This window comes from Burkholderia sp. MSMB1498, assembly GCF_001526245.1.
GTDB classification, from domain to species: domain Bacteria; phylum Pseudomonadota; class Gammaproteobacteria; order Burkholderiales; family Burkholderiaceae; genus Burkholderia; species Burkholderia savannae.
Genome location: NZ_LOYJ01000080.1, coordinates 19,740 through 42,309 on the forward strand (window position 1 = coordinate 19,740; position 22,570 = coordinate 42,309).

A 22,570-nucleotide genomic window follows, 5' to 3' on the forward strand; every position below is an offset into this window, starting at 1 on the left:
CTCACGTCGCAAACGCGCGCCGTCCGGCGCGGGCAAGCGCGCGACATCCGCTAAAATGGCGGGTTTTCCACTTATCCGGGCGCGCGCCTCGCGTTTCCGGTCACCCTTCGCAATGTCTCTCTTCCGCAAGAAAAACGTCGACCGCATGATCGCCGGCGCGCACGCGGCCGGCCTCAAGAAGGCGCTCGGCGCGGTCGACCTCACCTTTCTCGGCATCGGCGCGATCATCGGCACCGGCATCTTCGTGCTGACCGGCACGGGCGCCGTGCAGGCCGGCCCCGCGCTGATGCTGGCGTTCGTGATCGCGGCGATCGCGTGCGGCCTCGCCGCGCTGTCGTACGCCGAATTCGCATCAACGATCCCCGTCGCCGGCTCGATCTACACGTATTCGTACGCGACGCTCGGCGAGGTCGTCGCGTGGATCATCGGCTGGGACCTGATGCTCGAATACGGGCTGGCGGCATCCGCGGTGTCGGTCGGCTGGTCCGGCTATCTGCAATCGCTGCTGCAAGGCTTCGGCGTGTCGCTGCCCGCAGCGCTCTCCGCCGCGCCTGGCGCGCTGCCGGGCGTCGCCACCTATTTCAACCTGCCCGCGTTCCTCGTGATGATCGTCATCACGACGCTGCTGTCGATCGGCATTCGCGAATCGACGCGCGTGAACAACATCATGGTGTTCATCAAGGTCGCCGTCGTGCTGCTCGTGATCGCCGTCGGCGTCTTCCACGTGACGCCCGCGAACTGGAAGCCGTTCATGCCGCACGGCTGGAACGGCGTGTTCGGCGCGGCGGCCGTGATGTTCTTCGCGTTCATCGGCTTCGACGCGGTGTCGTCGGCGGCCGAGGAAGTGAAGAACCCGAAGCGCGATCTGCCGATCGGGATCATCGCTTCGCTCGGCGTGTGCGCGTTCCTGTACGTCGCGGTCGCGGCGATCGCGACGGGCATCGTGCCGTGGGCGCAGTACGCGAACATCTCGCACCCGATCTCGTACGCGCTGCAAGTCGCGGGCGAGAAGTGGGTCGCGGGCTTCATTGATCTCGGCGCCGTCATCGGCATGCTGACCGTGATTCTCGTGATGAGCTACGGCCAGACCCGGATCATCTTCGCGATGTCGCGCGACGGCCTGCTGCCCGCCGCGCTCTCGCGCGTGCATCCGCGCTTCGCGACGCCGTTCCTGACGACCTGGCTCGTCGGCCTGTTCTTCGGCCTCATCGCGGCGCTGATCCCGCTCAACGTGCTCGCCGAGCTGATCAACATCGGCACGCTCGCCGCGTTCTCGATGGTGTCGATCGCGGTGCTCGTGCTGCGCCGCACGCACCCGGATCTGCCGCGCGCGTTCCGCTGCCCGGGCGTGCCGATCGTGCCGATTCTCGCCGTCGCCGCGTGCCTGTTCCTGATGCTGAACCTGCAGCCCGTCACGTGGATCGCGTTCGGCGCGTGGCTCGTGATCGGCCTCGTCGTGTACTTCGCGTACTCGCGCCGTCACTCGAAGCTCGCGCACGGCGCGCAGCACTGACGCGCTTTTTCGCGCCATGCGCGCGGCGGGCCAATCGCACGGCTCGCCGCGCCGCCCGAGCCCAAGCGCTCCCGATCGCCGGGAGCGCTTTTTTTGTGCGCGCGGCCGCTCCTGCACGCTTTCATCGGACGCGCCATAATCGCGCCATTCAGCGGCCGGAATCCCATCGGCCGGGAAGCTGCAAGGACCGGATCATGGAAAGCGTGGATCTCGAAGTGCTGCGAACGAGCGCGCGCTGGCTCGGCGAGGGGCGCCGCGCGCTGCTCGTCACGGTCGTGCGGACCTGGGGTTCGTCGCCGCGCCCCGAGGGCGCGATGCTCGCGGTGCGCGACGACGGGCTCGTCGCCGGCTCGGTGTCGGGCGGCTGCATCGAAGACGATCTGATCGCGCGCGTGCAGGCGTCGGGCGTCGCGAGCTGGACGCGGCCCGAAGCGGTCAAATACGGCGTGACGGCCGAGGAGGCGCACCGCTTCGGCCTGCCGTGCGGCGGCACGATCGAGCTCGTGCTCGAGCCGCTCGGGCCGGCGAGCGGCGTCGCGGCGCTGTGCGACGCGGTCGAGCGCGGCCGGCTCGTCACGCGCACGCTCGAGCTCGCCAGCGGCAAAGCGACGCTCGCGCCCGCGATCGCGACCGACGGGCTCCACTTCGACGGCGCGCGCCTCGTGACGATCCACGGGCCGCGCTACCGGATGCTCGTGATCGGCGCGGGGCAGTTGTCGCGCTATCTGTGCCAGATCGCGGTGGGGCTCGATTATCAGGTGACGGTCTGCGATCCGCGCGACGAATACACGCACGCGTGGGACGTGCCCGGCACGCACGTCGTGCGGACGATGCCCGACGACACCGTGCTCGACATGCAACTCGACCGCCGCTCGGCGGTGATCGCGTTGACGCACGATCCGAAGCTCGACGATCTCGCGCTGATGGAGGCGCTGAAGACGCCGGCGTTCTACGTCGGCGCGCTCGGCTCGCGGCGCAACAGCCAGGCGCGGCGCGAGCGGCTGCGGGAATTCGATCTGAGCGCGGCGGAACTCGCGCGGCTGCACGGGCCGGCGGGCATCTACATTGGAAGCCGGACGCCGCCGGAAATCGCGGTGTCGATTCTCGCCGAGGTGACGGCGGCGAAGAATGGCGTGTCGCTGCCGACGATCCTGCAGGTCGAGGGAGCGAAGGCGGCGCGGGAGGTCGCGACGAACGGCGACGTGGCGTGCGGAATTTAGGTCGGCGGCCGCGAACGTCGATCGGTGTTTGGGGTGTGGTGATTTGCTGTTCGCTGTTCGCTGTTCGGTGTTCGCTGTTCGCTGTTCGCGTTCGCGTTCGCGTTCGCGTTCGCGTTCGCGTTCGCGTTCGCGTTCGCGTTCGCGGTCGGCGGTCGGCGGTCGGCGGTCGGCGGTCGGCGGTCGGCGGTCGGCGGTCGGCAAAGCAGAATAGCCCGGTCATCCAGCGGACTTTCTGTTTTTCGAAGTCCAGCGCACATGCGCGCCGCAAATCAGGCCGCAACCGTGCGCTTGTCTCGACGGGCGAACCGACGATGCCGGCCCGCGATCGTGAAAAGCATGCGCGACTCGACGTCGAGCCGGCCCGATTGCACAATGCGACGCCTTGCGCATCGCGCCGCGCGGAAAGACGTAACGGCGCGCGGCGCGACAACGCCCGACGAACGCGCGGCGCGCGCCGCCCGGAAAGCCGCGGCCGAAGATGCTCGACTCAGGACAAGCCCGCCGCCAGCGCCGCTGCCACCGACCCGGCGACGAGCACGACGCCCACCGTGCGCCGCTTGTTGAGCTCGGTCCAGAGCAGCACACCCGTCAGCGACAGCAGGACCATCGATCCCGCGATCGTATCCATCAGCAGCACCCAGAACAGGTTCATCCCGACGCCGCGATGCAGGTTATTGAGCGTCGTGAGGATCGCGTTGTCGGTGCGTTTCACCGACACGTAGCCGTTGCCTTTCCAGTATTCGACCTGCACGTTGCTGCGCGGGCCGAAGAGGCCGAACTGCCAGTGCTCGGGCTGCGTGACGCGGCGCTCGCCCCACGCGACGGGCTGCGCCGGATCTTTGCGGATGCGGCCAAGCCGGCCGTCGAACGCGAGCTCGCGCCGAACCCACGCGGCCATCGCGGCGGGCGTATCGGGCACGGGCGACGGCAGCGCGAGTTGCAGCTGGCTGACTTGCGGCTCGCCGGACGAGATCTTGAGCGGCGGCGCGCGGTGATTGAGCAGCACGCCCGTCACGCCGAACAGCAGGCCCAGCACCGCCCCCCACAAGCCGACCCAGCCATGCACCTTGCGAAGCCACTTGATGAACGTCGCGCGCCGCGAGCGGCGGCGGCGCTCGGTGAGCTCGATCTCGTCGAGCTTGCGCGGCGAACCCGGATACGGCACCACGACGCCGGTGAGTTTTTCGATCGATTCGGGCGCGTTCACGCTTCGATTTCCATTCGCACAAAACATCGGGCGGCGCGCAACCGAGTCGCGCGCCGCCCGTTTAATTAAATGAGAATGGATATCATTACATAAAATATCGGCGAACTCAATGTCGCTGGACGCTGACGGAGCCAGGATCGTGCTGCGCGTTCGCTGATTCGCCGACTCGCCGATTCACCGATTCACCGATTCACCGATTCACCGATTCACCGATTCACCGATTCACCGATTCACCGATTCACCGATTCACCGACTCACCGACTCACCGATCCGCCAGCTCACCAACCCACCGCACCGAACGATCGAGCACCGACGCACGTCCCACGAGCCCGAGACACCGGTCACGCCCTCAGGCCGTCCGCCTTCACCGCTTCGGCAACGGCGGAAAAACCGTCTGCCCGCCGTCACCGTCACCGTCGCCTGCGCCGCGTTCGAGCGCGTACAGCCACGCGAGCAGTTCCGCGACCGCCTGATACAACTGCGGCGGAATCCGCGCGTCGAGGTCGACCTGCATCAGCAACGACACCATCTCGGGCGCGGTATGCACGTACAGCCCGGCATCGCGCGCCCGCTCGATGATCCGCTCGGCGACGAGCCCGTAGCCCTTCGCGACGACGCGCGGCGCCGTATCGCCGCCCTTCGCGTCGTACGCGAGCACCGCGGCACGCTTGCGCTGCGGCCCGCTCATCGCGCGAGCTCCCAATCGTCGTCGGTCTCGACCGGCGACGGCGGCGTGCGCGGCTCGACGCCCGCCGCACCGGCGCCTGCAGCCGCGCCGCTCGCAATACCGGCCGCCCCTGTCGGTCCTGCCGCCCCCCTCTCCCCAGTCGGTCCAGTCGGTCCCGTCGGTCCCGTCGCCCCTGCCGCCCCCGGCTCGCCGCTCGCCGCCGCGCGCGCGTACGCGGACGCGGCCGCCCGCGCGACCGTCGCGTCGAAACCGTCGGGCACCCCGTCGATCACGCGGATCGACAAGCCGCTCACCTGCAATCCGAGCGCCTGCAAACGGGCACGCAGCGCGTCGCCGTGCGGCGCGAGCCGCGCCGCGCCCGCCTCGCTCACGCGCAGCCGCGCGGCGAGCTGCTCGCCGTTCAGCACGAGCTCCGCGTCGACGGTGCCGAGCGACGGCAATGCGAGCGTCAAGTGCGTGCGCCAGCCGCGCGCATCCGGCGCTTCGGCCTCGGACGACGGCCGCTCGCGGCCATGCCGCTCGTCCGGCTCGATCGTCCAGTCGAGCCTCGCGCCCGGCCACGCTTCGCCGGTCCAGCGAAACTGGTCGGTCGCGAGCAGATCGAGCTGCTGACGCACGATCGGCAGCGTCGCCGCGTGCAGCGAGGCCGCGACCGACGCCGGCGCTTCCGCGTCCGGAGGCGGCATGCCGGGCCGCGCGCCGGCCGTCTGCGCGGCTTGCGCGGCGGCGGGCTTGCCGTCTTCGCCGGCGAGCGCCGCATACGCGTCGACCGAGCGTGCGAGCGCCGCCGCGTTCGGCGGCGCGCGGCCCGACGCCGCCGCGCCTTCGCCCGCGTCGCCCGCCGGCTGCCCCGGGTTGCGCGCCGCCGATTGCGCGGGCGCGTCGTCGCGGCCGCCTTGCGGCAGCGGCAGGCGCGCGGCGAGCAGATCGGCAAGCGCGTCGTCGAGCGCATTGCCCGCCTGGCCGGCCTGCGCGCCCGGCTGGCCGGCCGTCGCGAGCCGCGCCTGCGGCTCGCGCGCGAGCTCGGCCGTCGTGCGCTGGCCCGCGAGCCATTGTGCGAGATGGGATTCGTAGAAGAGGCCGCTTTCCGCGACGGCCTGCGCGAGCGCCGCGCTCAGCGCGGCGGCGGGCGATGCGCCCGAAGACGCTTGCGCCGCGGCCTGCGCCGCCTGCGCGCTGGGCGCCGCCGCGGACGGCCCGGGGTTGCCGGCATCGGACGCGACAAGCAACGGATCGACCAACGCGGCCGCTTGCGCGGCGGACGCGATCGGCGGCGCGGGCAGCAGCGGCGCAGCGCCGACGACCGCGGGCGTCGCATCGCCGCCGTAACGGGAAATCGCGTCGAACGTGAGTCCGACCTCGGACAGCACGGCCTGCGCGGACGCAGGCGGCGGCCCGCCCGCCGCCTGCTGCGGCGGCGCTGACGCCGGCGGCGCGCCGGACGTGCCGACCTGTGCCGCCGCCGCGCCGCCCGCCGAGGGCTGGATCGCGTCGAGAAGACTGTCGATGCGGCTCGCCAGGATGGCGGCGGCAGCGGTGTCGATAGCGGTCATCGTGAGTCCTGACGCGCGCCGGATGAAATTCGTGCAACCCGCGCAAACGGACGCGCGCCGTCCGCTTGCGTGAGCCGGCGCGCACGAACGCGGCGGCGTGCCCCGCCCGCGTTCAGCCGCGCGCCCGGTACAGGTCGTTCAGCGTCGAGCGGCCCGCGCGGATGAACGCGGACAGCCGCGCGACCTCCGGGCTCGCGAGATCGCGGATCGCGGCGTCGTCGGCGAGGATGCGGCGGATCAGCTCGAACTTGCGGGTGCGCTCCGCATCGTCGAGCATGACGCCCTGCTCAGCCTCTTTCAGCCCGTCGACAAGCCGCAGATACTCCTCCTGCAGCCCGCCCATCGCATGCCATGCCGCATTGCGGGCCGCGACGAGCATCCGCCCGGACACGTCGGCGATCGCTTCGTAGCGGGCAAAGTATTCGGTCTTCCGGTTCATCGCGACTGTTCCGTTGCGGCTTGCGCGGTCATCCTGGCCACCTCCGGGCCGATGCCCGTCCACGCGTCCTCGAGCGTCGCGAGCAGGCCGTCGGCCTCGATCAGCAGCGGCTCGCTCGCGTCGACGTTCGCCTGCAGCAGACGCCGGCAGATGTACGTGTAAAGCGCGTCGAGACGCGACGCGATCTCGCCGCCGGCTTCGAGGTTCAGCGACTGCTGCAAGCCGCTCTCGACGATGCGGATGGCCTTGCCGATCGCCTCGCCGCGCGCGGCGACGTTGCCTTGCTGCAAATGCAGCCGCGCAAGCGCGATCGCCTGGCGCGCGCCCTGGTAAAGCATCGCGATGAGCCGATGCGCAGATGCGCCCATCACCCCTGTTTCGACGCCGACGCGCGCATAGGCACTGGCTCCAGCGTGTCCTGGGGTGAACATGGCGCTCCTCCTCTTTGGTGCATTCGATCCGGTATCACCGCCCCGTGCACGGCACGGCGCGGGCTTGTACCGACGTTATCGGTAAGGAAGCCCGAAAGCTTTAGAAAAATGACGCGCGGAGAGATCCGTCAGACGGACATCTGCATGATCTCGTTGTAGGCGCTCACTAACTTGTAGCGGACCTGGAGCCCGAACTGGAAGCCGATGTTGGCTTTCTGCATGTCGACCATCACGTCGTTGAGCGACACGTTCTGCGCGCCGAGCTCGAACGCCTGGGCCTGGCCGAGCGCCTTCTGCTGGTCGCCGCTGATCTTGTCGAGCGACGCCTTCATCGCACTCGCGAACGAGCCGGCGCTCGCCGCGCCGGAGCCGGCGAGCGCCGCCGTCGGACTCGCCGCTCCGCCCGCGGCCTGCGCGGCCATCGCCTGCATTTGTTGCAGCGCCGAAGCGATTCCGTTGACGGGGGCAACCATGGGATCTCCGCAAAAGAGCCGGGCCGCGAGGGCCCGGCGGGGGGGAACTCCGGCTTCCCGCGAGCGTTGCAAGGGCCGGATTGCGAAAAAGCATAGCAGCGGCCCGAAGGCGAAAGACGCAGAAGTACGGGCGAAACCCCGCTCTATTCGGCCGATCGCGCTTGACCGCACTGCGGATAATCGCATCGTGTCAATGTCCGCCTGCTCTGCCGAGCCGGCACTCAGCCCGCAGTGGAGATACTCGACGCATGGACTCGCAGGCCAACTCGCTGATCAATCCCGACGCCCGTTCGAGCCTTGCGGGCGCGCCGCCGCAAGCCGCGGCCGCGGCGGGCGCGCTGCCGGGCGCGGCGGCGGGCGGCGCGGATTTCGGCCTGGGCGGCTTCGCCGAGCGCATTCCCGGACTTTCGCGGATGAAGACGAATCCGCGCCTGCCGTTCCTGATCGGCGCGGCGCTCGCCGTCGCCGCGATCGTCGCGCTCGTGCTCTGGAGCCGCGCGCCCGATTACCGCGTGCTGTACAGCAACCTGTCCGACCGCGACGGCGGCGCGATCATCACCGCGCTCCAGCAGGCAAACGTTCCCTACAAGTTCGCCGACGCGGGCGGCGCGATCCTCGTGCCCGCGAACCAGGTTCACGAAACGCGTCTGAAGCTCGCCTCGATGGGGCTCCCGAAGGGCGGCTCGGTCGGCTTCGAGCTGATGGACAACCAGAAATTCGGCATCAGCCAGTTCGCCGAGCAGGTCAACTATCAGCGCGCGCTCGAAGGCGAGCTGCAGCGCACGATCGAATCGATCAACGCGGTGCGCGCCGCGCGCGTGCATCTCGCGATTCCGAAGCCGTCGGTGTTCGTGCGCGAGCGCGAAGCGCCGTCGGCGTCGGTGCTCGTCGATCTGTATCCGGGCCGCGTGCTCGACGAAGGGCAGGTGCTCGCCGTCACGCGGATGGTGTCGTCGAGCGTGCCCGACATGCCCGCGAAGAACGTGACGATCGTCGACCAGGACGGCAACCTGCTCACGCAGACCGCGTCGGCCACGGGCCTCGACGCGAGCCAGCTCAAGTACGTGCAGCAGATCGAGCGCAACACGCAAAAGCGCATCGACGCGATCCTCGCGCCGATCTTCGGCGCCGGCAACGCGCGCTCGCAGGTGAGCGCCGACGTCGACTTCTCGAAGATCGAGCAGACCTCGGAGAGCTACGGCCCGAACGGCGCGCCGCAGCAGGCCGCGATCCGCAGCCAGCAGACGAGCTCCGCGACCGAGCTCGCGCAAAGCGGCGCGTCGGGCGTGCCGGGCGCGCTGTCGAACACGCCGCCGCAGCCCGCGTCCGCGCCGATCGTCGCGAGCAACGGCCAGCCGGCCGGCCCGGCTGCGACGCCCGTCAGCGATCGCAAGGATTCGACGACGAACTACGAGCTCGACCGAACGGTGCGTCACGTCGAGCAATCGATGGGCACGATCAAGCGGCTGTCCGTCGCGGTCGTCGTCAACTATCAGCCGGCCACCGACGCGAAGGGCCACGTGACGATGCAGCCGCTCACCGCGGACAAGCTCGCTCAGGTCCAGCAGCTCGTGAAGGACGCGATGGGCTACGACGAGAAGCGCGGCGATTCGGTGAACGTCGTCAACAGCACGTTCTCGGCGGCGGTCGACCCGTTCGCGAACCTGCCGTGGTGGCGCCAGCCCGACATGATCGAGCTCGGCAAGGACATCGCGAAGTGGCTGGGCGTCGCCGCGGCGGCCGCCGCGCTCTACTTCATGTTCGTGCGCCCGGCGCTGCGCCGCGCGTTCCCGCCGCCCGCCGAGCAGCCGGCGGCGGCCGCGGTTGCGGCGCTCAACGGCCCGGACGACGCGATCGCGCTCGACGGCCTGCCGAGCCCCGACAAGAAACAGCTTGCCGAAGAGGACGATGAGCATCCGGCCCTCCTCGCCTTCGAAAGCGAGAAGAACCGCTACGAACGCAATCTGGACTACGCGCGCACGATCGCGCGGCAAGATCCGAAGATCGTCGCAACCGTCGTGAAGAACTGGGTGTCCGATGAACGCTGAAGGCTTGAACAAGAGCGCGCTCCTGCTGATGTCGATCGGCGAGGAAGAGGCCGCGCAGGTATTCAAATTCCTCGCGCCGCGCGAAGTGCAGAAGATCGGCGCCGCGATGGCCTCGCTCAAGAACGTCACGCGCGAAGAGGTCGAGGGCGTGCTCAACGATTTCGTGCACGAAGCGGAGAAGCACACCGCGCTGTCGCTCGATTCGAACGACTACATCCGCTCGGTGCTGACGAAGGCGCTCGGCGAGGACAAGGCGGGCGTGCTCATCGACCGCATCCTGCAAGGCAGCGACACGAGCGGGATCGAAGGGCTCAAGTGGATGGATTCGGCGGCCGTGGCCGAGCTCATCAAGAACGAGCACCCGCAGATCATCGCGACGATCCTCGTGCACCTCGATCGCGACCAGGCGTCGGAGATCGCGTCGTGCTTCACCGAGCGGCTGCGCAACGACGTGCTGCTGCGGATCGCGACGCTCGACGGCATCCAGCCGACCGCGCTGCGCGAGCTCGACGACGTGCTGACGGGCCTCTTGTCCGGCAGCGACAACCTGAAGCGCGCGCCGATGGGCGGCATCCGCACCGCGGCCGAGATCCTGAACTTCATGACGAGCGTGCACGAGGAAGCCGTGCTCGAGAACGTCAAGCAATACGATCCCGATCTCGCGCAGAAGATCATCGACCAGATGTTCGTGTTCGAGAACCTGCTCGAACTCGAGGACCGCGCGATCCAGCTGCTGCTCAAGGAAGTCGAATCGGAGGCGCTCATCGTCGCGCTGAAGGGCGCGCCGCCCGCGCTGCGGCAGAAGTTCCTGTCGAACATGTCGCAGCGCGCGGCCGAGCTGCTCGCCGAGGATCTCGACGCGCGCGGCCCGGTGCGCGTGTCCGAAGTCGAGACGCAGCAGCGCAAGATCCTGCAGGTCGTGCGCAACCTCGCCGAGAGCGGCCAGATCGTGATCGGCGGCAAGGCGGAAGACGCATATGTCTGATCGCACGAGCGCGTCGAGCAAGCCCGTCACCGCGTATCAGCGGTGGGAGATGGCTTCGTTCGATCCGCCGCCGCCCGCGCCGCCCGACGACGGCGGCGCGGCGGCGGCCGCCGCACTCGCCGCCGAACTGCAGCGCGTGCGCGACGCCGCGCACGCGGAAGGGATCGCCGCCGGCCACGTCGAAGGCCAGGCGCTCGGCTATCAGGCCGGCTACGAACAGGGGCGCGCGAAGGGCTTCGACGAAGGCCAGGCCGAAGCGCGCGCGGCGAGCGCCGCGCTCGCCGCGCTCGCCGCGTCGTTTCGCGACGCGCTCGCGGGCGTCGAGCGCGATCTCGCCGACGACATCGCGACGCTCGCGCTCGAGATCGCGCAGCAGGTCGTGCGCCAGCACGTGCAGCACGATCCGGCCGCGCTGATCGCGGCCGCGCGCGAGGTGCTCGCCGCGGAGCCCGCGCTCGCGGGCGCACCGCATCTGATCGTGAATCCCGCGGACCTGCCCGTCGTCGAAGCCTATCTGGACGACGAGCTCGACGCGCTCGGCTGGAGCGTGCGCACCGACGCGGCCGTCGAGCGCGGCGGCTGCCGCGCGCACGCATCGACGGGCGAAATCGACGCGACGCTCACGACCCGCTGGGAGCGCGTCGCGGCCGCGCTCGGCAAGGTGAGCGCATGGTGAGCAACGCATCCGGCGCGCTCGGCCGCGACGAACTCGATGCGCTCGAGCGCGAGCTCGCGCTCGCGTCGCGCGGCCCCGAGCACGGCGACGCGGCCGCGCGCGACATCGGCGACGGCGCGCTCGCCCAGCCCCCTCACCACCGCCCGCTCGCGGCGGGCCCCGCGACGTCGCGCGCGGCGCTCGCCAATCCGCATCTCGCGCACTGGCGCGCCCATCTCGACGGCATCCGCGAGCGCAACGCGCGCGCGCTGCCGCTGCGCCCGTGCGGACGCCTCACCCGCGCAGCGGGCCTCGTGCTCGAAGCGATCGGACTGAGGCTGTCGGTGGGCGCCGAATGCACGATCGAGCTGCCCGCGGGCAGCGCGCTGCCGTATGCGGAAGCCGAAGTCGTCGGCTTCGCGGGCGAGCGCCTCTTCCTGATGCCGACCACCGCGGTCGCGGGCGTGCTGCCCGGCGCGCGCGTGTGGCCGCTCGAGACCGCGCCCGTCGCCGATCCGCTCGCGGGCGCCAAGCGCCTGCCCGTCGGCCGGGAGATGCTCGGGCGCGTCGTCGACGCGTCGGGCCGCCCGCTCGACAATCTCGGGCCGCTCGCGTCGAAGGTCGACGCGCCGCTCACCGCGCCGTCGGTCAATCCGCTCGATCGCGAACCGATCCATCACGTGCTCGACGTCGGCGTGCGCGCGATCAACGCGCTTCTGACCGTGGGGCGCGGCCAACGGATGGGCCTCTTCGCCGGCTCGGGCGTGGGCAAATCGGTACTGCTCGGCACGATGGCGCGCTACACGAGCGCCGAGGTGATCGTGATCGGCCTGATCGGCGAGCGGGGCCGCGAAGTGAAGGAGTTCATCGAGCAGATCCTCGGCGAGGACGGGCTCGCGCGCTCGGTCGTCGTGGCCGCGCCGGCCGACGTGTCGCCGCTGTTGCGGATGCAGGGCGCCGCTTACGCGACGACGCTCGCCGAGTATTTCCGCGATCAGGGCAAGCACGTGCTGCTGCTGATGGATTCGCTCACGCGCTACGCGATGGCGCAGCGCGAGATCGCGCTCGCGATCGGCGAGCCGCCCGCGACGAAAGGCTATCCGCCGTCGGTGTTCGCCAAGCTGCCCGCGCTCGTCGAGCGCACCGGCAACGGGCCGCAAGGCGGCGGCTCGATCACCGCGTTCTACACGGTGCTCACCGAAGGCGACGACCAGCAGGACCCGATCGCCGATTCCGCACGCGCGATTCTCGACGGCCACATCGTGCTGTCGCGCTCGCTCGCGGAAGCCGGCCACTATCCGGCCATCGACATCGAAGCGTCGATCAGCCGCGCGATGACCGCGCTGATCGACGACGCGCACCTCGACCGCGTGCGCCAGTTCAAGCAAATGCTGTCGCGCTACCAACGCAACCGCGACCTGATCGCGGTCGGCGCGTACGCGGCGGGACGCGACGCGCAGCTCGACCGTGCGGTTGCGCTGTACCCGCGCATCGAATCGTTCCTGCAGCAGGGCTTTCGCGAATGCGCGCCATACGCGCCGAGCCTCGCCGCGCTCGATGCGCTGTTCGAATCCGAAGGAGGCTGAACGCCATGGCCCAAACCTTTCCCCTTCAGCTCCTGCTCGAGCGCGCGCAGGACGAACTCGACGCCGCGACCAAGCAGCTCGGCCGCGCGCAGCACGAGCGCACCGACGCGCAGACGCAGCTCGACGCGCTCCTGCGCTATCGCGACGAATACCGCGTGCGCTTCGCCGAATCCGCGCAATCGGGCATGCCCGCCGGCAACTGCCGCAACTTCCAGGCGTTCCTCGACACGCTCGACGCGGCGATCGACCAGCAGCGGCGCGTCGTCGCCGCCGCGCAGACGCGCATCGAAGCGGCGCGCCCCGAGTGGCAGGCGAAGAAACGCACGCTCGGCTCGTACGAAATCCTGCAGGCGCGCGGCGCGCAGCAGGAAGCGAAACACGCCGCGAAACGCGAGCAGCGCGACGCCGACGAGCACGCGGCGAAGGTGCTGCGCATGCGCGCGGAAGCGGCGAAGGAAGCGGCGAAGTAAGCGCCGCGCCGCACATCGAACCCGAACACGAGATCCGACATGCCTCCTCTTCCCCTGATCGGTTTGCTGCTCGGCGCGGCGAGCACGATGGTCAAGTCGTCGTCCGGTTCTTCGGCGAACGCGTCCGGCGCGTCGAACGCGCCGTCTGCGTCGCCCGGCGATGCGCCGTTCGCGCAAACGCTCAAGCAAAGCGTGCAGACGCAGCGTCAGGCGAACGCGAATTCGAGCGCATGCGCGCAGAGCGCCGGCAACGCGGCGAACGCCGCGACGAATGCTTCGGCGAGCAACGCGGCGAGCGCGTCGGCCTCCGGCGCGAGCGCGCAGGCGGCGGCGAGCACGGGCAACGCGAAAGGATCGGGAAAACCTGACGATCAGGACGACGACGACACCGCGACGCAATCGGCATCGGCCAACGCCGCCGCGCTCGCCGCGGCCGCGTCGCTGCAGGCGCAACTGCAGGCGCGCCCCGATGCGCAGGCGGTGCAGACGGCCGCCGACGCGGCGGCCGCGCAAGCGGGCGCCGTCGCCCATCCGTCGACCTCGCCCGCGACGAACGCCGCCCCGCAGGGCGACGCCGATTCGTCCGTGCCCGCTAGCGCGCAGCAATCGATCGGCGACGCGCTGAACGCGGCGCTGGGCAAGCTCACGGGCGCCGGCCAGGCGAGCGCGACGGCGGCGCAAGGCGCGCAATCGGCGGGCACGGGCAACGCGTCCGCGCCGCTTGCCGCGAACGGCGCCACATTCGACAAGATGCTCGCCGGCGCGAAGGCCCCCGCCGCGCAAGCGGCGTTCGCCGACGTGTCGGGCGCGAACCCGGCGACGGCAATCGCGATCGCGGCGACGAACGCCGCGCAGCCGGACGCGTCGGGCGCGCTCGCCGCGCTGCAGGACGCGGCCGATTCCGCGCGCGCGACGCTCGCGGCTTCGAGCGCGCCGGCCGCGCTGCAACAGGCCGCGCCGGCGGCGCTCGCCACGAACGCGAGCGCCGGCGCGGCCGCCGCCGCGGCGCTCGCGCCGCCCGTCGGCACGCCCGACTGGACGGACGCGTTGAGCCAGAAGGTCGTGTTCCTGTCGAACGCGCATCAGCAGAGCGCGGAGCTCACGTTGAATCCGCCCGATCTCGGGCCGCTGCAAGTCGTGCTGCGCGTGGCCGACAGCCACGCGCACGCGCTCTTCGTGTCGCAGCACGCGCAAGTGCGCGACGCGATCGAGGCCGCGCTGCCGAAGCTGCGCGAAGCGATGGAAGCGGGCGGACTCGGGCTCGGCAGCGCGAGCGTCAGCGACGGCGGCTTCGCGTCCGCGCAGCAGCAGACCCCGCAACGACAATCGTCGGACGGAGCCGCGACGCGACGCGCGCCCGGCGCGTCGACGGCCGACGCCGCGCTCGGCGAACTCGCAGCGACGCCGTCCAGCGGCGCGACGCAACGCAGCGTCGGGCTGGTCGACACGTTCGCCTGACGGCCGCGCCGGCGGCCTTTCGCGCGGCGGCGCGCATCAGCCGCCGTGCGCCGCCGCGATCCGCTCGCGAGCGGGTGCGGCCTGCCCCTTGCGCGCGGCCACGATGAAATCCGCCGCGCGCTCGCCGATCATCACGGTCGGCGCGTTCGTGTTGCCGCCGATGAGGGTCGGCATCACCGACGCGTCGACGACCCGCAATCCCTCCACCCCGTTCACGCGCAATTGCGGATCGACGACCGCGCGCGCGTCGGTGCCCATCCGGCAAGTACCGACCGGGTGATAGATCGTGTCCGCGTGCGCGACGATCGCCGCGCGCAGCTTGGCGTCGGTGTCGTTCGGATCGGTGTACAGCTCGCGCCCGCCCTGCGACGCGAGCGGCGCGGCCGACAGGATCGTGCGCATCGCCTTCGCGCCGCGCACGAGCAGATCGAGATCGCGCTCGTCGCTGAAGAAGCGCGGATCGATGAGCGGCGCGACGCGCGCATCGCTGCTCGCGAGCGCGACGTTGCCGCGGCTCTTCGGCCGCAGCGCGCACACGTGCAGCGAATAGCCGAAGCCCCAGTGCATGTTGCGGTTGTGGTCGTCGACGAGCGCCGTGCAGAAGTGCAGTTGCAGATCGGGGCGATCGAGCCCGGGCTCGCTCTTGATGAAGCCGCCCGCCTCGGCGACGTTGCTCGTCATCATCCCTTCGCGCCTCGCCAGATAGCTGAACAGCGCGGGCGTCATCTTCGCGAACCCGCGCAGGCAGATGCCGACGAGCTCCGGCGAATTCACGCGCTTGTTGACGATGAAATCGATGTGGTCGATCAGGTTTTCGCCGACGTCGGGCGCGTCGTGCACGAGCGCAACGCCGTGGCGGCGCAACTGCGCGGCGGGGCCGACGCCCGAGCACATCAGCAATTGCGGCGTATTGAACGCACCGGCAGACAGAATCACTTCCGCTCGCGCGCCGAGTAGCTCGCCGCGCCCGCCGCGCGAAATCTCGACGCCCGTCGCGCGCTTGCCGTCGAACGCGACGCGCAGCACCGTCGCGTCGACGATCACGTGCAGGTTCGGCCGCGTGCGGCCGTACACGTATGCACGCGCGACGCTGCAGCGCGAGCCGTCGCGATGCGTGACCTGATAAAAGCCGACGCCTTCCTGATTCTCGCCGTTGAAGTCGTCGTTCAGCGGATAGCCGGCCTCGTGCGCGGCGGCGATGAATCGTTCGGAGAACGGATTACGGAAGCGCAGATCGGACACCGTGAGCGGACCGTCCGCGCCATGCCATTCGTTCGCGCCGCGCGCGTTGCCCTCCGCTCGGCGAAAATACGGCAGCACGTCGCGCCACCCCCAGCCGGTGCAGCCGAGCTGCTCCCATTCGTCGTAGTCGAGCGGATGGCCGCGCGTGTAGATCATCGCGTTGATCGCGCTCGAGCCGCCGAGCCCGCGGCCGCGAGGCTGATAGCCGCGGCGTCCGCCGAGGCCCGGTTGCGGCACCGTTTCGTAGCCGTAGTTCGTGCCGAGCTTGAACGGCACGAGCGCGGCGATTCCCACCGGCATGTTGACGAGCAGATTGCGTTCGGTGTGGCCGCCCGCTTCGATCAGCGCGATCGTCGCATCCGGGCACGCATCGGCCAGACGCCCCGCGAGGCTCGAGCCGCCCGATCCGGCACCGACGATGATGTAGTCGTACTGCATGTCACGTCTCCCTGTTTTTTCGTCCACGCAACGGCGGCTGGAATCGCACTCGAGACAGCCGGATTCTGGCTTGTAATGTTCGCGCATTTTAGGAACGCAAAACGAGCCGGGACATCCCGACTCAAGAGCGATTCCTCTAAACGTCGGCGTGAACTAAATTTAAGATGACCGGATTCGCCTCGCGCGGAGGACGCGGCCGACAGAGAAGCCGGGCCCCGCGAAATGGGAGACAAAGGCATGCAGCAGGACCTTTTGACGGCGACGCACCGGGTGACGAACCAGGCGCCGCCGCTTCACGATTACAACGCGTTTGAAACAGATGCCGCGCTCGTCGAGGCCGTTGAACGGTACGGCGCGAGCTGGCATCGAACGGCGCTCGCGCGCGACGGCGCCGCGCTGACGACGCCCGATACGCTCGCGCTCGCCGATCTCGCGAACCGGCACGCGCCTGAACTGTCGACGCACAGCCCGCGCGGCGAGCGGATCGACGCACTCGAATTTCATCCGAGCTGGCACCGGCTGCTCGCGCTGCTGCGCGGCGAAGGACTGCATGCGCTGCCGTTCTCCGAGCCGCGGCCGGGCGCGATGGCCGCGCGCTGCGCCGGCTATTTCCTGCATGCGCAGCTCGAATCCGGCTCGCTCTGCCCGCTCACGATGACGTTCGCGAGCATTCCGGTGCTGCAACGCGAACCGGCCCTTTTTGCGACGCTGCGCGACAAGCTCTACTCGCGCGAGCACGACGCGCGCGACGTGCCGCTGCCGCACAAGCGCTCGATGATGGTCGGCATGGGCATGACGGAAAAGCAGGGCGGCTCCGACGTGCGCAGCAACGAGACGCAAGCGTATCCGCTCGACGCGGGCGGGCGCGGCCGGGCGTATCGGCTCGTCGGCCACAAATGGTTCTTTTCCGCGCCGCAATGCGACGCGCATCTCGTGCTCGCGCGCACGTCCGAACACGCGGGCATCTCGTGCTTCTACGTGCCGCGCTTTTCGCCCGACGGCGGCAAGAACGCGGTGCAGGTGCAACGCCTGAAGGACAAGCTCGGCAACCGCTCGAACGCGAGCAGCGAAGTCGAGTTCCTGAACGCGTACGGCGTGATGATCGGCGACGAAGGGCGCGGCGTGCCGACGATCATCGAGATGGCGAACTACACGCGGCTCGATTGCGTGATCGGCAGCGCGGCGCTGATGCGCGCGGCGCTCGTGCAGGCGATCCATCACGCGCGGCATCGCAGCGCGTTCGGCCGCGCGCTCGCCGATCAGCCGCTGATGCGCAACGTGCTCGCCGATCTCGCGCTCGAATCCGAAGCGGCGACCGCACTCTTCATGCGGCTCGCGCACGCGTTCGAAGAAGACGCGGCCGCGCGCTCGCCGCTCGCGCGCGGCTGGCGCCGCATCGTCACGCCGGCCGCGAAATTCTGGGTCTGCAAGCGCACGCTCGAGTTCACGGGCGAAGCGATGGAAGTATGGGGCGGCAACGGCTACGTCGAGACCGCGCCGATGGCGCGCTTCTACCGCGAAGCGCCCGTCAATTCGATCTGGGAAGGCTCGGGCAACGTGATGTGCCTCGACGTGTTGCGCGCGATCGAGCGCGAGCCCGACGCGGCCGCCGCGCTCTTCGACGAATGGCGGGACGCGGCGAAGCGCAGCGCGCCGCTTGCCGACGCGCTCGCGGAACTGACGCGCGCGCTGTCCCTCGAACCCGAGCAACGCGAAGCGTGCGCGCGCCGGATCGCGCAACGCATCGCACTCGTCGCGCAGGCCTCGCTGCTGCTGCGCGACGGGCCGTCCGCCGTCGCCGAGGCGTTCGCCGCCACGCGCTTGGGCCACGCCAGCAGCGAAACCGGACGCGTATTCGGCACGCTGCCGGCCACCATCGATCACGCCGCGCTCATCGAGCGGGCGTTCCCGGCCTGAAGCCGGCCGCACCCGTATCGCACAGGAGACGCCATGAAGAACGATCTGCCCGGTTTAGCCACGCTCGACGCGCTGCTGCGCGACCAGCGCGCCGCGTATCTGCGCGCGCCGTATCCGTCGTGGGCGACGCGCGCCGACCACCTGCGCGCGTTGCGCAAGATGCTGCTCGAGAACCGCGACGCGCTCGCGGCCGCGATCAGCGCCGATTTCGGCCACCGCGCGAAGGAAGAAGTGCTGATGTCCGAGATCTGGCTCGCGAAAGAGGAAATCGACGAGGCGCTCAAGCACGGCAAGCGCTGGATCAAGCCGAAGAGCCGGACGATGAACAAGTGGTTGCGCCCGGCGCGCGCGAAGGTGATGCCGCAGCCGCTCGGCGTCGTCGGCATCGTCGTGCCGTGGAACTACCCGGTGCTGCTCGCGGCCGGGCCGCTCATCTGCGCGCTCGCCGCCGGCAATCGCGCGCTCATCAAGATGTCCGAACTGACGCCGCGCACGTCGCAATTGTTCGAAGAGCTGATCGCGAAGACTTTCGCGCGCGATCACGTGGCGGTCGTCAACGGCGATGCGGAAATCGGCGCCGCGTTCAGCGGGCTGCCGTTCGATCACCTGCTCTTCACCGGCTCGACGAACGTCGGCCGCCACGTGATGCGCGCGGCCGCCGAGAACCTCACGCCCGTCACGCTCGAGCTCGGCGGCAAGTCGCCCGTGATCGTCGGGCCGCGCGCGCGCTTCGATATGGCGGTGGACGCGATCGTCACCGGCAAGACGCTGAATGCGGGCCAGACCTGCATCGCGCCCGACTACGTGCTCGTGCCGCGCGGCAAGGAGGCGGCATTCGTCGCGCGGGCGCGCGAGCGGATGGCGAAGCTCTATCCGAATCTGTCGACGAATCCGGATTACACGTCGATCATCTCCGAGCGCCACTTCGCACGGCTGCAGCGGCTCGCGAGCGAAGCGCAGGAAGCGGGCGCGCAACTGCATCCGCTCACCGACGCGGCGCCCGATCCCGCGCTGCGCCGGTTGCCGCCCGTGCTCGTCACGCAGGCGCCTGACGCGTCGCAACTGATGCAGGAAGAGATCTTCGGGCCGCTGCTGCCAATCGTCCCGTACGACACGCTCGACGACGCGATCGCATACGTGAACGCGCGGCCGCGGCCGCTCGCGCTGTACCTGTTCGACGAAGACAACGCGAGCGTCGAGCGCGTGATGCGCGACACGATCTCGGGCGGCGTGACGGTCAACGACACGCTGATGCACATCGCGTGCGGCACGCTGCCGTTCGGCGGCGTCGGCGCGAGCGGGATGGGTGCGTACCACGGCTACGACGGCTTCGTCACGTTCTCGAAGATGAAGCCCGTGCTCACGCAGCCGCGCCTGAACACGCGCGCGATGATCGCGCCGCCATATGGCAAGCGCTTCGCGGCGATCCTCAAGCTGATGCTGAGGTTCTGATGCGCGCTCGCTGATGCAAGGCGAACGAAGGGCCGCTGAGCGCGGCCCTTTTTCTTTTTGCGATGCGCGCAGGCTGGCGCACCTGCTCAGCCGCCCGCGATCAGCGCGATCGAGCCCGCCGTCTCCGGCAGCGCGCACGCGTGCGCGCGATTCGCTTCGGTATCCCAACGACGGAGCGCGCGGCCCGCGGTGCCGGTCAAGCAAAGCGCTGCTCCGCCGTCCCGCCGCATGGAGCTTTCGCCGACGCCGCAGCGCATGTCGCCGATTCGTTCGATGATTTCCGGCGCGTGCATGCGCGTCAGTCTCCGAACGGCCCAGCCGTCACGAACGCGCCGCCCTGATAGCGGCGCACCGGATCGTCGTCGGCAAGCGGCGGCTGCGTGCGCTCGATCCGCTCGCGCCACGGCTCGCTCGATTGCGTCGGCCGGTAGCCGAGATGCGCGGCGCGCGCGTTGTCCCACCACGCGTCGCGATTCGCCGACACCCCGTAGACGATCGTGCAGCCCACGCGCGGCACGAACATCGCGCGGGCCACGAGCTGCTCCAGATCGTCGTAGCCGAGCCACGTGACGAGCATCCGGCGATCCGTCGGCTCCGGGAACGACGAGCCGATCCGGATGCACACGCTCTCGATTCCGTAGCGATCGTGATGGAACCGCGCGAGCTGCTCGCCGAACGCCTTGCTCAAGCCGTAGTAGCCGTCGGGGCGCGCGGGCGCGGCCGCGTCGATGCGCTCGCCCTGCTCGTAGAAGCCCGTTACGTGATTCGAGCTCGCGAACACGACGCGGCGCACGCCGTGCCGGCGCGCCGCCTCGTACACGTGGTACGTGCCCGCGATGTTCGCGGGCAGCACCGCATCGAACGGATGCTCGACCGACACGCCGCCGAAATGCACGATCACGTCGACGCCGCGCACGAGCGCGTCGACGGCCGCCGCGTCCGACAGATCGCAGCGCGCGCTTTCCTCGCCCGGCCGCGCGTCGCCGAGCGGCGCGATGTCGGACACGCGCACGGCGTCCGCGTAGCGACGCAGCCGCTCGCGCAGCACGCGGCCGAGACCGCCGGCCGCGCCCGTCAGCAGGATGCGGCCGCAGTGCGTGAGAACGCCGTCGAGCGGATCGCCGTCCGCCGTCGGCGCGCCGGTGTTCGAACGCAGGAGGTCGGTCATGATCAGGTCACCGGCGCGGGGTTGAACAGGACGAGCGCGTTGTGCAGCCCGAGCTTGTCGGCGCACACCTTGCGGCGGCCGCTCGCGACGTCGAGGATCAGATGGAACAGCTCCCAGCCGACGTCGGCGATGCTCGCCTCGCCGGTCGCGATGCGGCCCGCATCGAGATCGATCAGATCGTGCCACCGCTCGCTCAATGCCTTGCGCGTCGACACCTTGACGACAGGCGCCATCGCGAGGCCGTACGGCGTGCCGCGCCCCGTCGTGAACACCTGCAGGTTGATGCCCGACGCGAGCTGCAGCGTGCCGCAGACGAAGTCGCTCGCGGGCGTCGCCGCGAAGACGAGCCCCTTGCGCCGCACCTTCTCGCCGGGACCGAGCACGTCGACGATCGGGCTCGTGCCCGATTTCACGATCGAACCGAGCGCCTTTTCGACGACGTTCGACAGCCCGCCCGTCTTGTTGCCGGGCGACGGGTTCGCGCTGCGGTCGGTTTCGCCGCGCAACAGGTAATCGTCATACCACGCCATCTCGCGCAGCAGCGCGCGGCCGACGTCCTCGTCGATCGCGCGCGGCGTCAGCAGATGAATCGCGTCGCGCACCTCGGTCACTTCGGAGAACATCACGGTGCCGCCCGCGCGCACGATCAGATCGGCCGCGAAGCCGACGGCCGGGTTCGCGGTGACGCCCGAGAACGCGTCGCTGCCGCCGCACTGCACGCCGACGACGAGATCGGACGCCGGGCACGGCTCGCGGCGGCGGCGGTTCAAATGCGCGAGACGCGTCTCGGCCATCGCCATGATCGCGTCGACCATCCCGCCGAAGCCGTCGAACGCTTCGTCCTGCAGACGAAGCACGGGCGAATCGGCGCTGCCCGCGACCTCGATCGGAATGCGGCCGCCCGGCGCGAGCGATTCCGGCACGAGGCGCTCGGGCACGAGCTTCTCGCAGCCGAGGCCGATCACCATCACCTCGCCGCCGAAGTTCGGATTGAGCGCGAGATTCTGCAGCGTGCGGATCGGCACGATCGCGGCCGGCGCGTTGATCGCGACGCCGCAGCCGTACGTGTGGTTCAGCGCGACGACGTCGTCGACGTGCGGATAGCGCGGCAGCAGCTCGCGCCTGATCCGCGCGACCACATGGTCGGTGACGCCCGCGACGCACTGCACGCTCGTCATGATGCCGAGCACGTTCTTCGTGCCGACCGTGCCGTCCGCGTTGCGATAGCCGTCGAACGCGTAGCCCTCGAGCTTCGGCAGCTTCGGATCGGCGCGCGTCGCGAGCGGCAGCTCGGCGAGCGCGGGCGCCGACGGCAGCTTCACCGCATGCTCGTTGACCCAACTGCCGCGCGGCAGCGGCTTCGCCGCGTAGCCGATCACTTCGCCGTAGCGAATCACCGCGTCGCCTTCGGCGAGATCGGCGAGCGCGACCTTGTGGCCCTGCGGCACGCCTTCGGCCAGCACGGTGCCGTCGCCGAGCGTCACGCCGGCGGGCAGGCCGCGTGCGTTGACGACGATCGCGACGTTGTCGCTGTCGTGCACGCGGATCGTCAGCGCGCTGTCCGATCGCGTGCGCGCGTCGTCGGTCGAGGTGGATTCCTGCATCGAATGCTCCGTGATGGGCGGGC

At 70.1% G+C, this 22,570-nt stretch carries 19 protein-coding genes; 10 read left to right on the forward strand and 9 right to left on the reverse strand.

Annotation, left to right across the window (positions count from 1 at the left end; translation table 11 throughout):
- Positions 1-112 precede the first annotated feature (112 nt).
- On the forward strand, positions 113-1,513 hold the full coding sequence (locus tag WS91_RS17600; protein WP_038748497.1) for an amino acid permease: 1,401 nt from the start codon (positions 113-115) through the stop codon (positions 1,511-1,513).
- A 194-nt stretch (positions 1,514-1,707) separates the two neighbouring features.
- Positions 1,708-2,733 carry an XdhC family protein gene (locus tag WS91_RS17605; RefSeq protein WP_038748499.1) on the forward strand — a complete coding sequence of 342 codons (1,026 nt, stop codon included), beginning with the start codon at positions 1,708-1,710 and terminating at the stop codon, positions 2,731-2,733.
- Positions 2,734-3,220: 487 nt separating this feature from the next.
- Here the strand turns inward: WS91_RS17605 and WS91_RS17610 are convergent, their stop codons facing one another.
- The 6 genes from WS91_RS17610 to fliE all read right to left on the reverse strand — a co-directional run bounded on the left by WS91_RS17610 (position 3,221) and on the right by fliE (position 7,524).
- Entirely contained in the window at positions 3,221-3,940 is a 720-nt protein-coding gene (locus tag WS91_RS17610; protein ID WP_059670703.1) for a PepSY-associated TM helix domain-containing protein, read from the reverse strand.
- Positions 3,941-4,304: 364 nt separating this feature from the next.
- Positions 4,305-4,628 carry an EscU/YscU/HrcU family type III secretion system export apparatus switch protein gene (locus WS91_RS17615; RefSeq protein WP_059643418.1) on the reverse strand — a complete coding sequence of 108 codons (324 nt, stop codon included), beginning with the start codon at positions 4,626-4,628 and terminating at the stop codon, positions 4,305-4,307.
- Positions 4,625-6,181, reverse strand: a complete 1,557-nt coding sequence (gene fliK, locus WS91_RS17620) for a flagellar hook-length control protein FliK (RefSeq protein WP_059670704.1) — start codon at positions 6,179-6,181, stop codon at positions 4,625-4,627. The genes WS91_RS17615 and fliK overlap by 4 nt, the downstream gene beginning before the upstream one ends.
- Before the next feature lie 112 nt (positions 6,182-6,293).
- Positions 6,294-6,620, reverse strand: coding sequence for a flagellar protein FliT (locus WS91_RS17625; protein WP_038748505.1), 327 nt, complete (start codon positions 6,618-6,620; stop codon positions 6,294-6,296).
- Positions 6,617-7,051, reverse strand: coding sequence for a flagellar export chaperone FliS (gene fliS / locus WS91_RS17630; RefSeq protein WP_059670705.1), 435 nt, complete (start codon positions 7,049-7,051; stop codon positions 6,617-6,619). Before fliS ends, WS91_RS17625 begins: the two co-directional genes overlap by 4 nt.
- Positions 7,052-7,179: 128 nt before the next feature.
- Positions 7,180-7,524 (reverse strand): flagellar hook-basal body complex protein FliE, encoded by a 345-nt coding sequence (gene fliE, locus WS91_RS17635; RefSeq protein WP_059670706.1) that lies wholly within the window; start codon positions 7,522-7,524, stop codon positions 7,180-7,182.
- Between the two features lie 248 nt (positions 7,525-7,772).
- Between fliE and fliF the strand changes: the two genes are divergently transcribed.
- The 6 genes from fliF to WS91_RS17665 are packed head-to-tail and all read left to right on the forward strand — an operon-like array spanning position 7,773 to position 14,726.
- On the forward strand, positions 7,773-9,572 hold the full coding sequence (gene fliF, locus WS91_RS17640) for a flagellar basal-body MS-ring/collar protein FliF (protein WP_059583820.1): 1,800 nt from the start codon (positions 7,773-7,775) through the stop codon (positions 9,570-9,572).
- Positions 9,562-10,557: a flagellar motor switch protein FliG gene (gene fliG, locus WS91_RS17645; RefSeq protein ID WP_038748513.1), complete on the forward strand. Its 996-nt coding sequence runs from the start codon at positions 9,562-9,564 to the stop codon at positions 10,555-10,557. The genes fliF and fliG overlap by 11 nt, the downstream gene beginning before the upstream one ends.
- Positions 10,550-11,233 (forward strand): flagellar assembly protein FliH, encoded by a 684-nt coding sequence (fliH, locus tag WS91_RS17650; protein WP_038748514.1) that lies wholly within the window; start codon positions 10,550-10,552, stop codon positions 11,231-11,233. Before fliG ends, fliH begins: the two co-directional genes overlap by 8 nt.
- Positions 11,227-12,798 (forward strand): flagellar protein export ATPase FliI, encoded by a 1,572-nt coding sequence (fliI, locus tag WS91_RS17655; protein ID WP_059670707.1) that lies wholly within the window; start codon positions 11,227-11,229, stop codon positions 12,796-12,798. Before fliH ends, fliI begins: the two co-directional genes overlap by 7 nt.
- A gap of 5 nt (positions 12,799-12,803) precedes the next feature.
- Complete coding sequence (fliJ, locus tag WS91_RS17660) at positions 12,804-13,268, forward strand: flagellar export protein FliJ (protein ID WP_038748519.1); 465 nt, start codon at positions 12,804-12,806, stop codon at positions 13,266-13,268.
- 39 nt (positions 13,269-13,307) lie between these two features.
- Positions 13,308-14,726 carry a flagellar hook-length control protein FliK gene (locus tag WS91_RS17665; protein ID WP_059583817.1) on the forward strand — a complete coding sequence of 473 codons (1,419 nt, stop codon included), beginning with the start codon at positions 13,308-13,310 and terminating at the stop codon, positions 14,724-14,726.
- A 36-nt stretch (positions 14,727-14,762) separates the two neighbouring features.
- Here the strand turns inward: WS91_RS17665 and WS91_RS17670 are convergent, their stop codons facing one another.
- Positions 14,763-16,406, reverse strand: coding sequence for a GMC family oxidoreductase (locus tag WS91_RS17670; RefSeq protein ID WP_059670708.1), 1,644 nt, complete (start codon positions 16,404-16,406; stop codon positions 14,763-14,765).
- A 237-nt stretch (positions 16,407-16,643) separates the two neighbouring features.
- Here WS91_RS17670 and WS91_RS17675 point away from each other — a divergent pair, with 237 nt between their 5' ends.
- A complete protein-coding gene (locus tag WS91_RS17675) occupies positions 16,644-18,323 on the forward strand; it encodes an isovaleryl-CoA dehydrogenase (RefSeq protein WP_038748524.1) in 1,680 nt (559 codons plus the stop codon).
- A 33-nt stretch (positions 18,324-18,356) separates the two neighbouring features.
- Complete coding sequence (locus WS91_RS17680) at positions 18,357-19,775, forward strand: coniferyl aldehyde dehydrogenase (protein ID WP_038748526.1); 1,419 nt, start codon at positions 18,357-18,359, stop codon at positions 19,773-19,775.
- Positions 19,776-20,073: 298 nt separating this feature from the next.
- On the opposite strand, the gene WS91_RS17690 is transcribed toward WS91_RS17680, so the two are convergent.
- Together WS91_RS17690 and garD are read right to left on the reverse strand one after the other, a co-directional pair.
- Complete coding sequence (locus tag WS91_RS17690; protein WP_059670709.1) at positions 20,074-20,943, reverse strand: NAD-dependent epimerase/dehydratase family protein; 870 nt, start codon at positions 20,941-20,943, stop codon at positions 20,074-20,076.
- Between the two features lie 2 nt (positions 20,944-20,945).
- Entirely contained in the window at positions 20,946-22,547 is a 1,602-nt protein-coding gene (gene garD, locus WS91_RS17695; RefSeq protein WP_059670710.1) for a galactarate dehydratase, read from the reverse strand.
- Between the last annotated feature and the right edge of the window lie 23 nt (positions 22,548-22,570).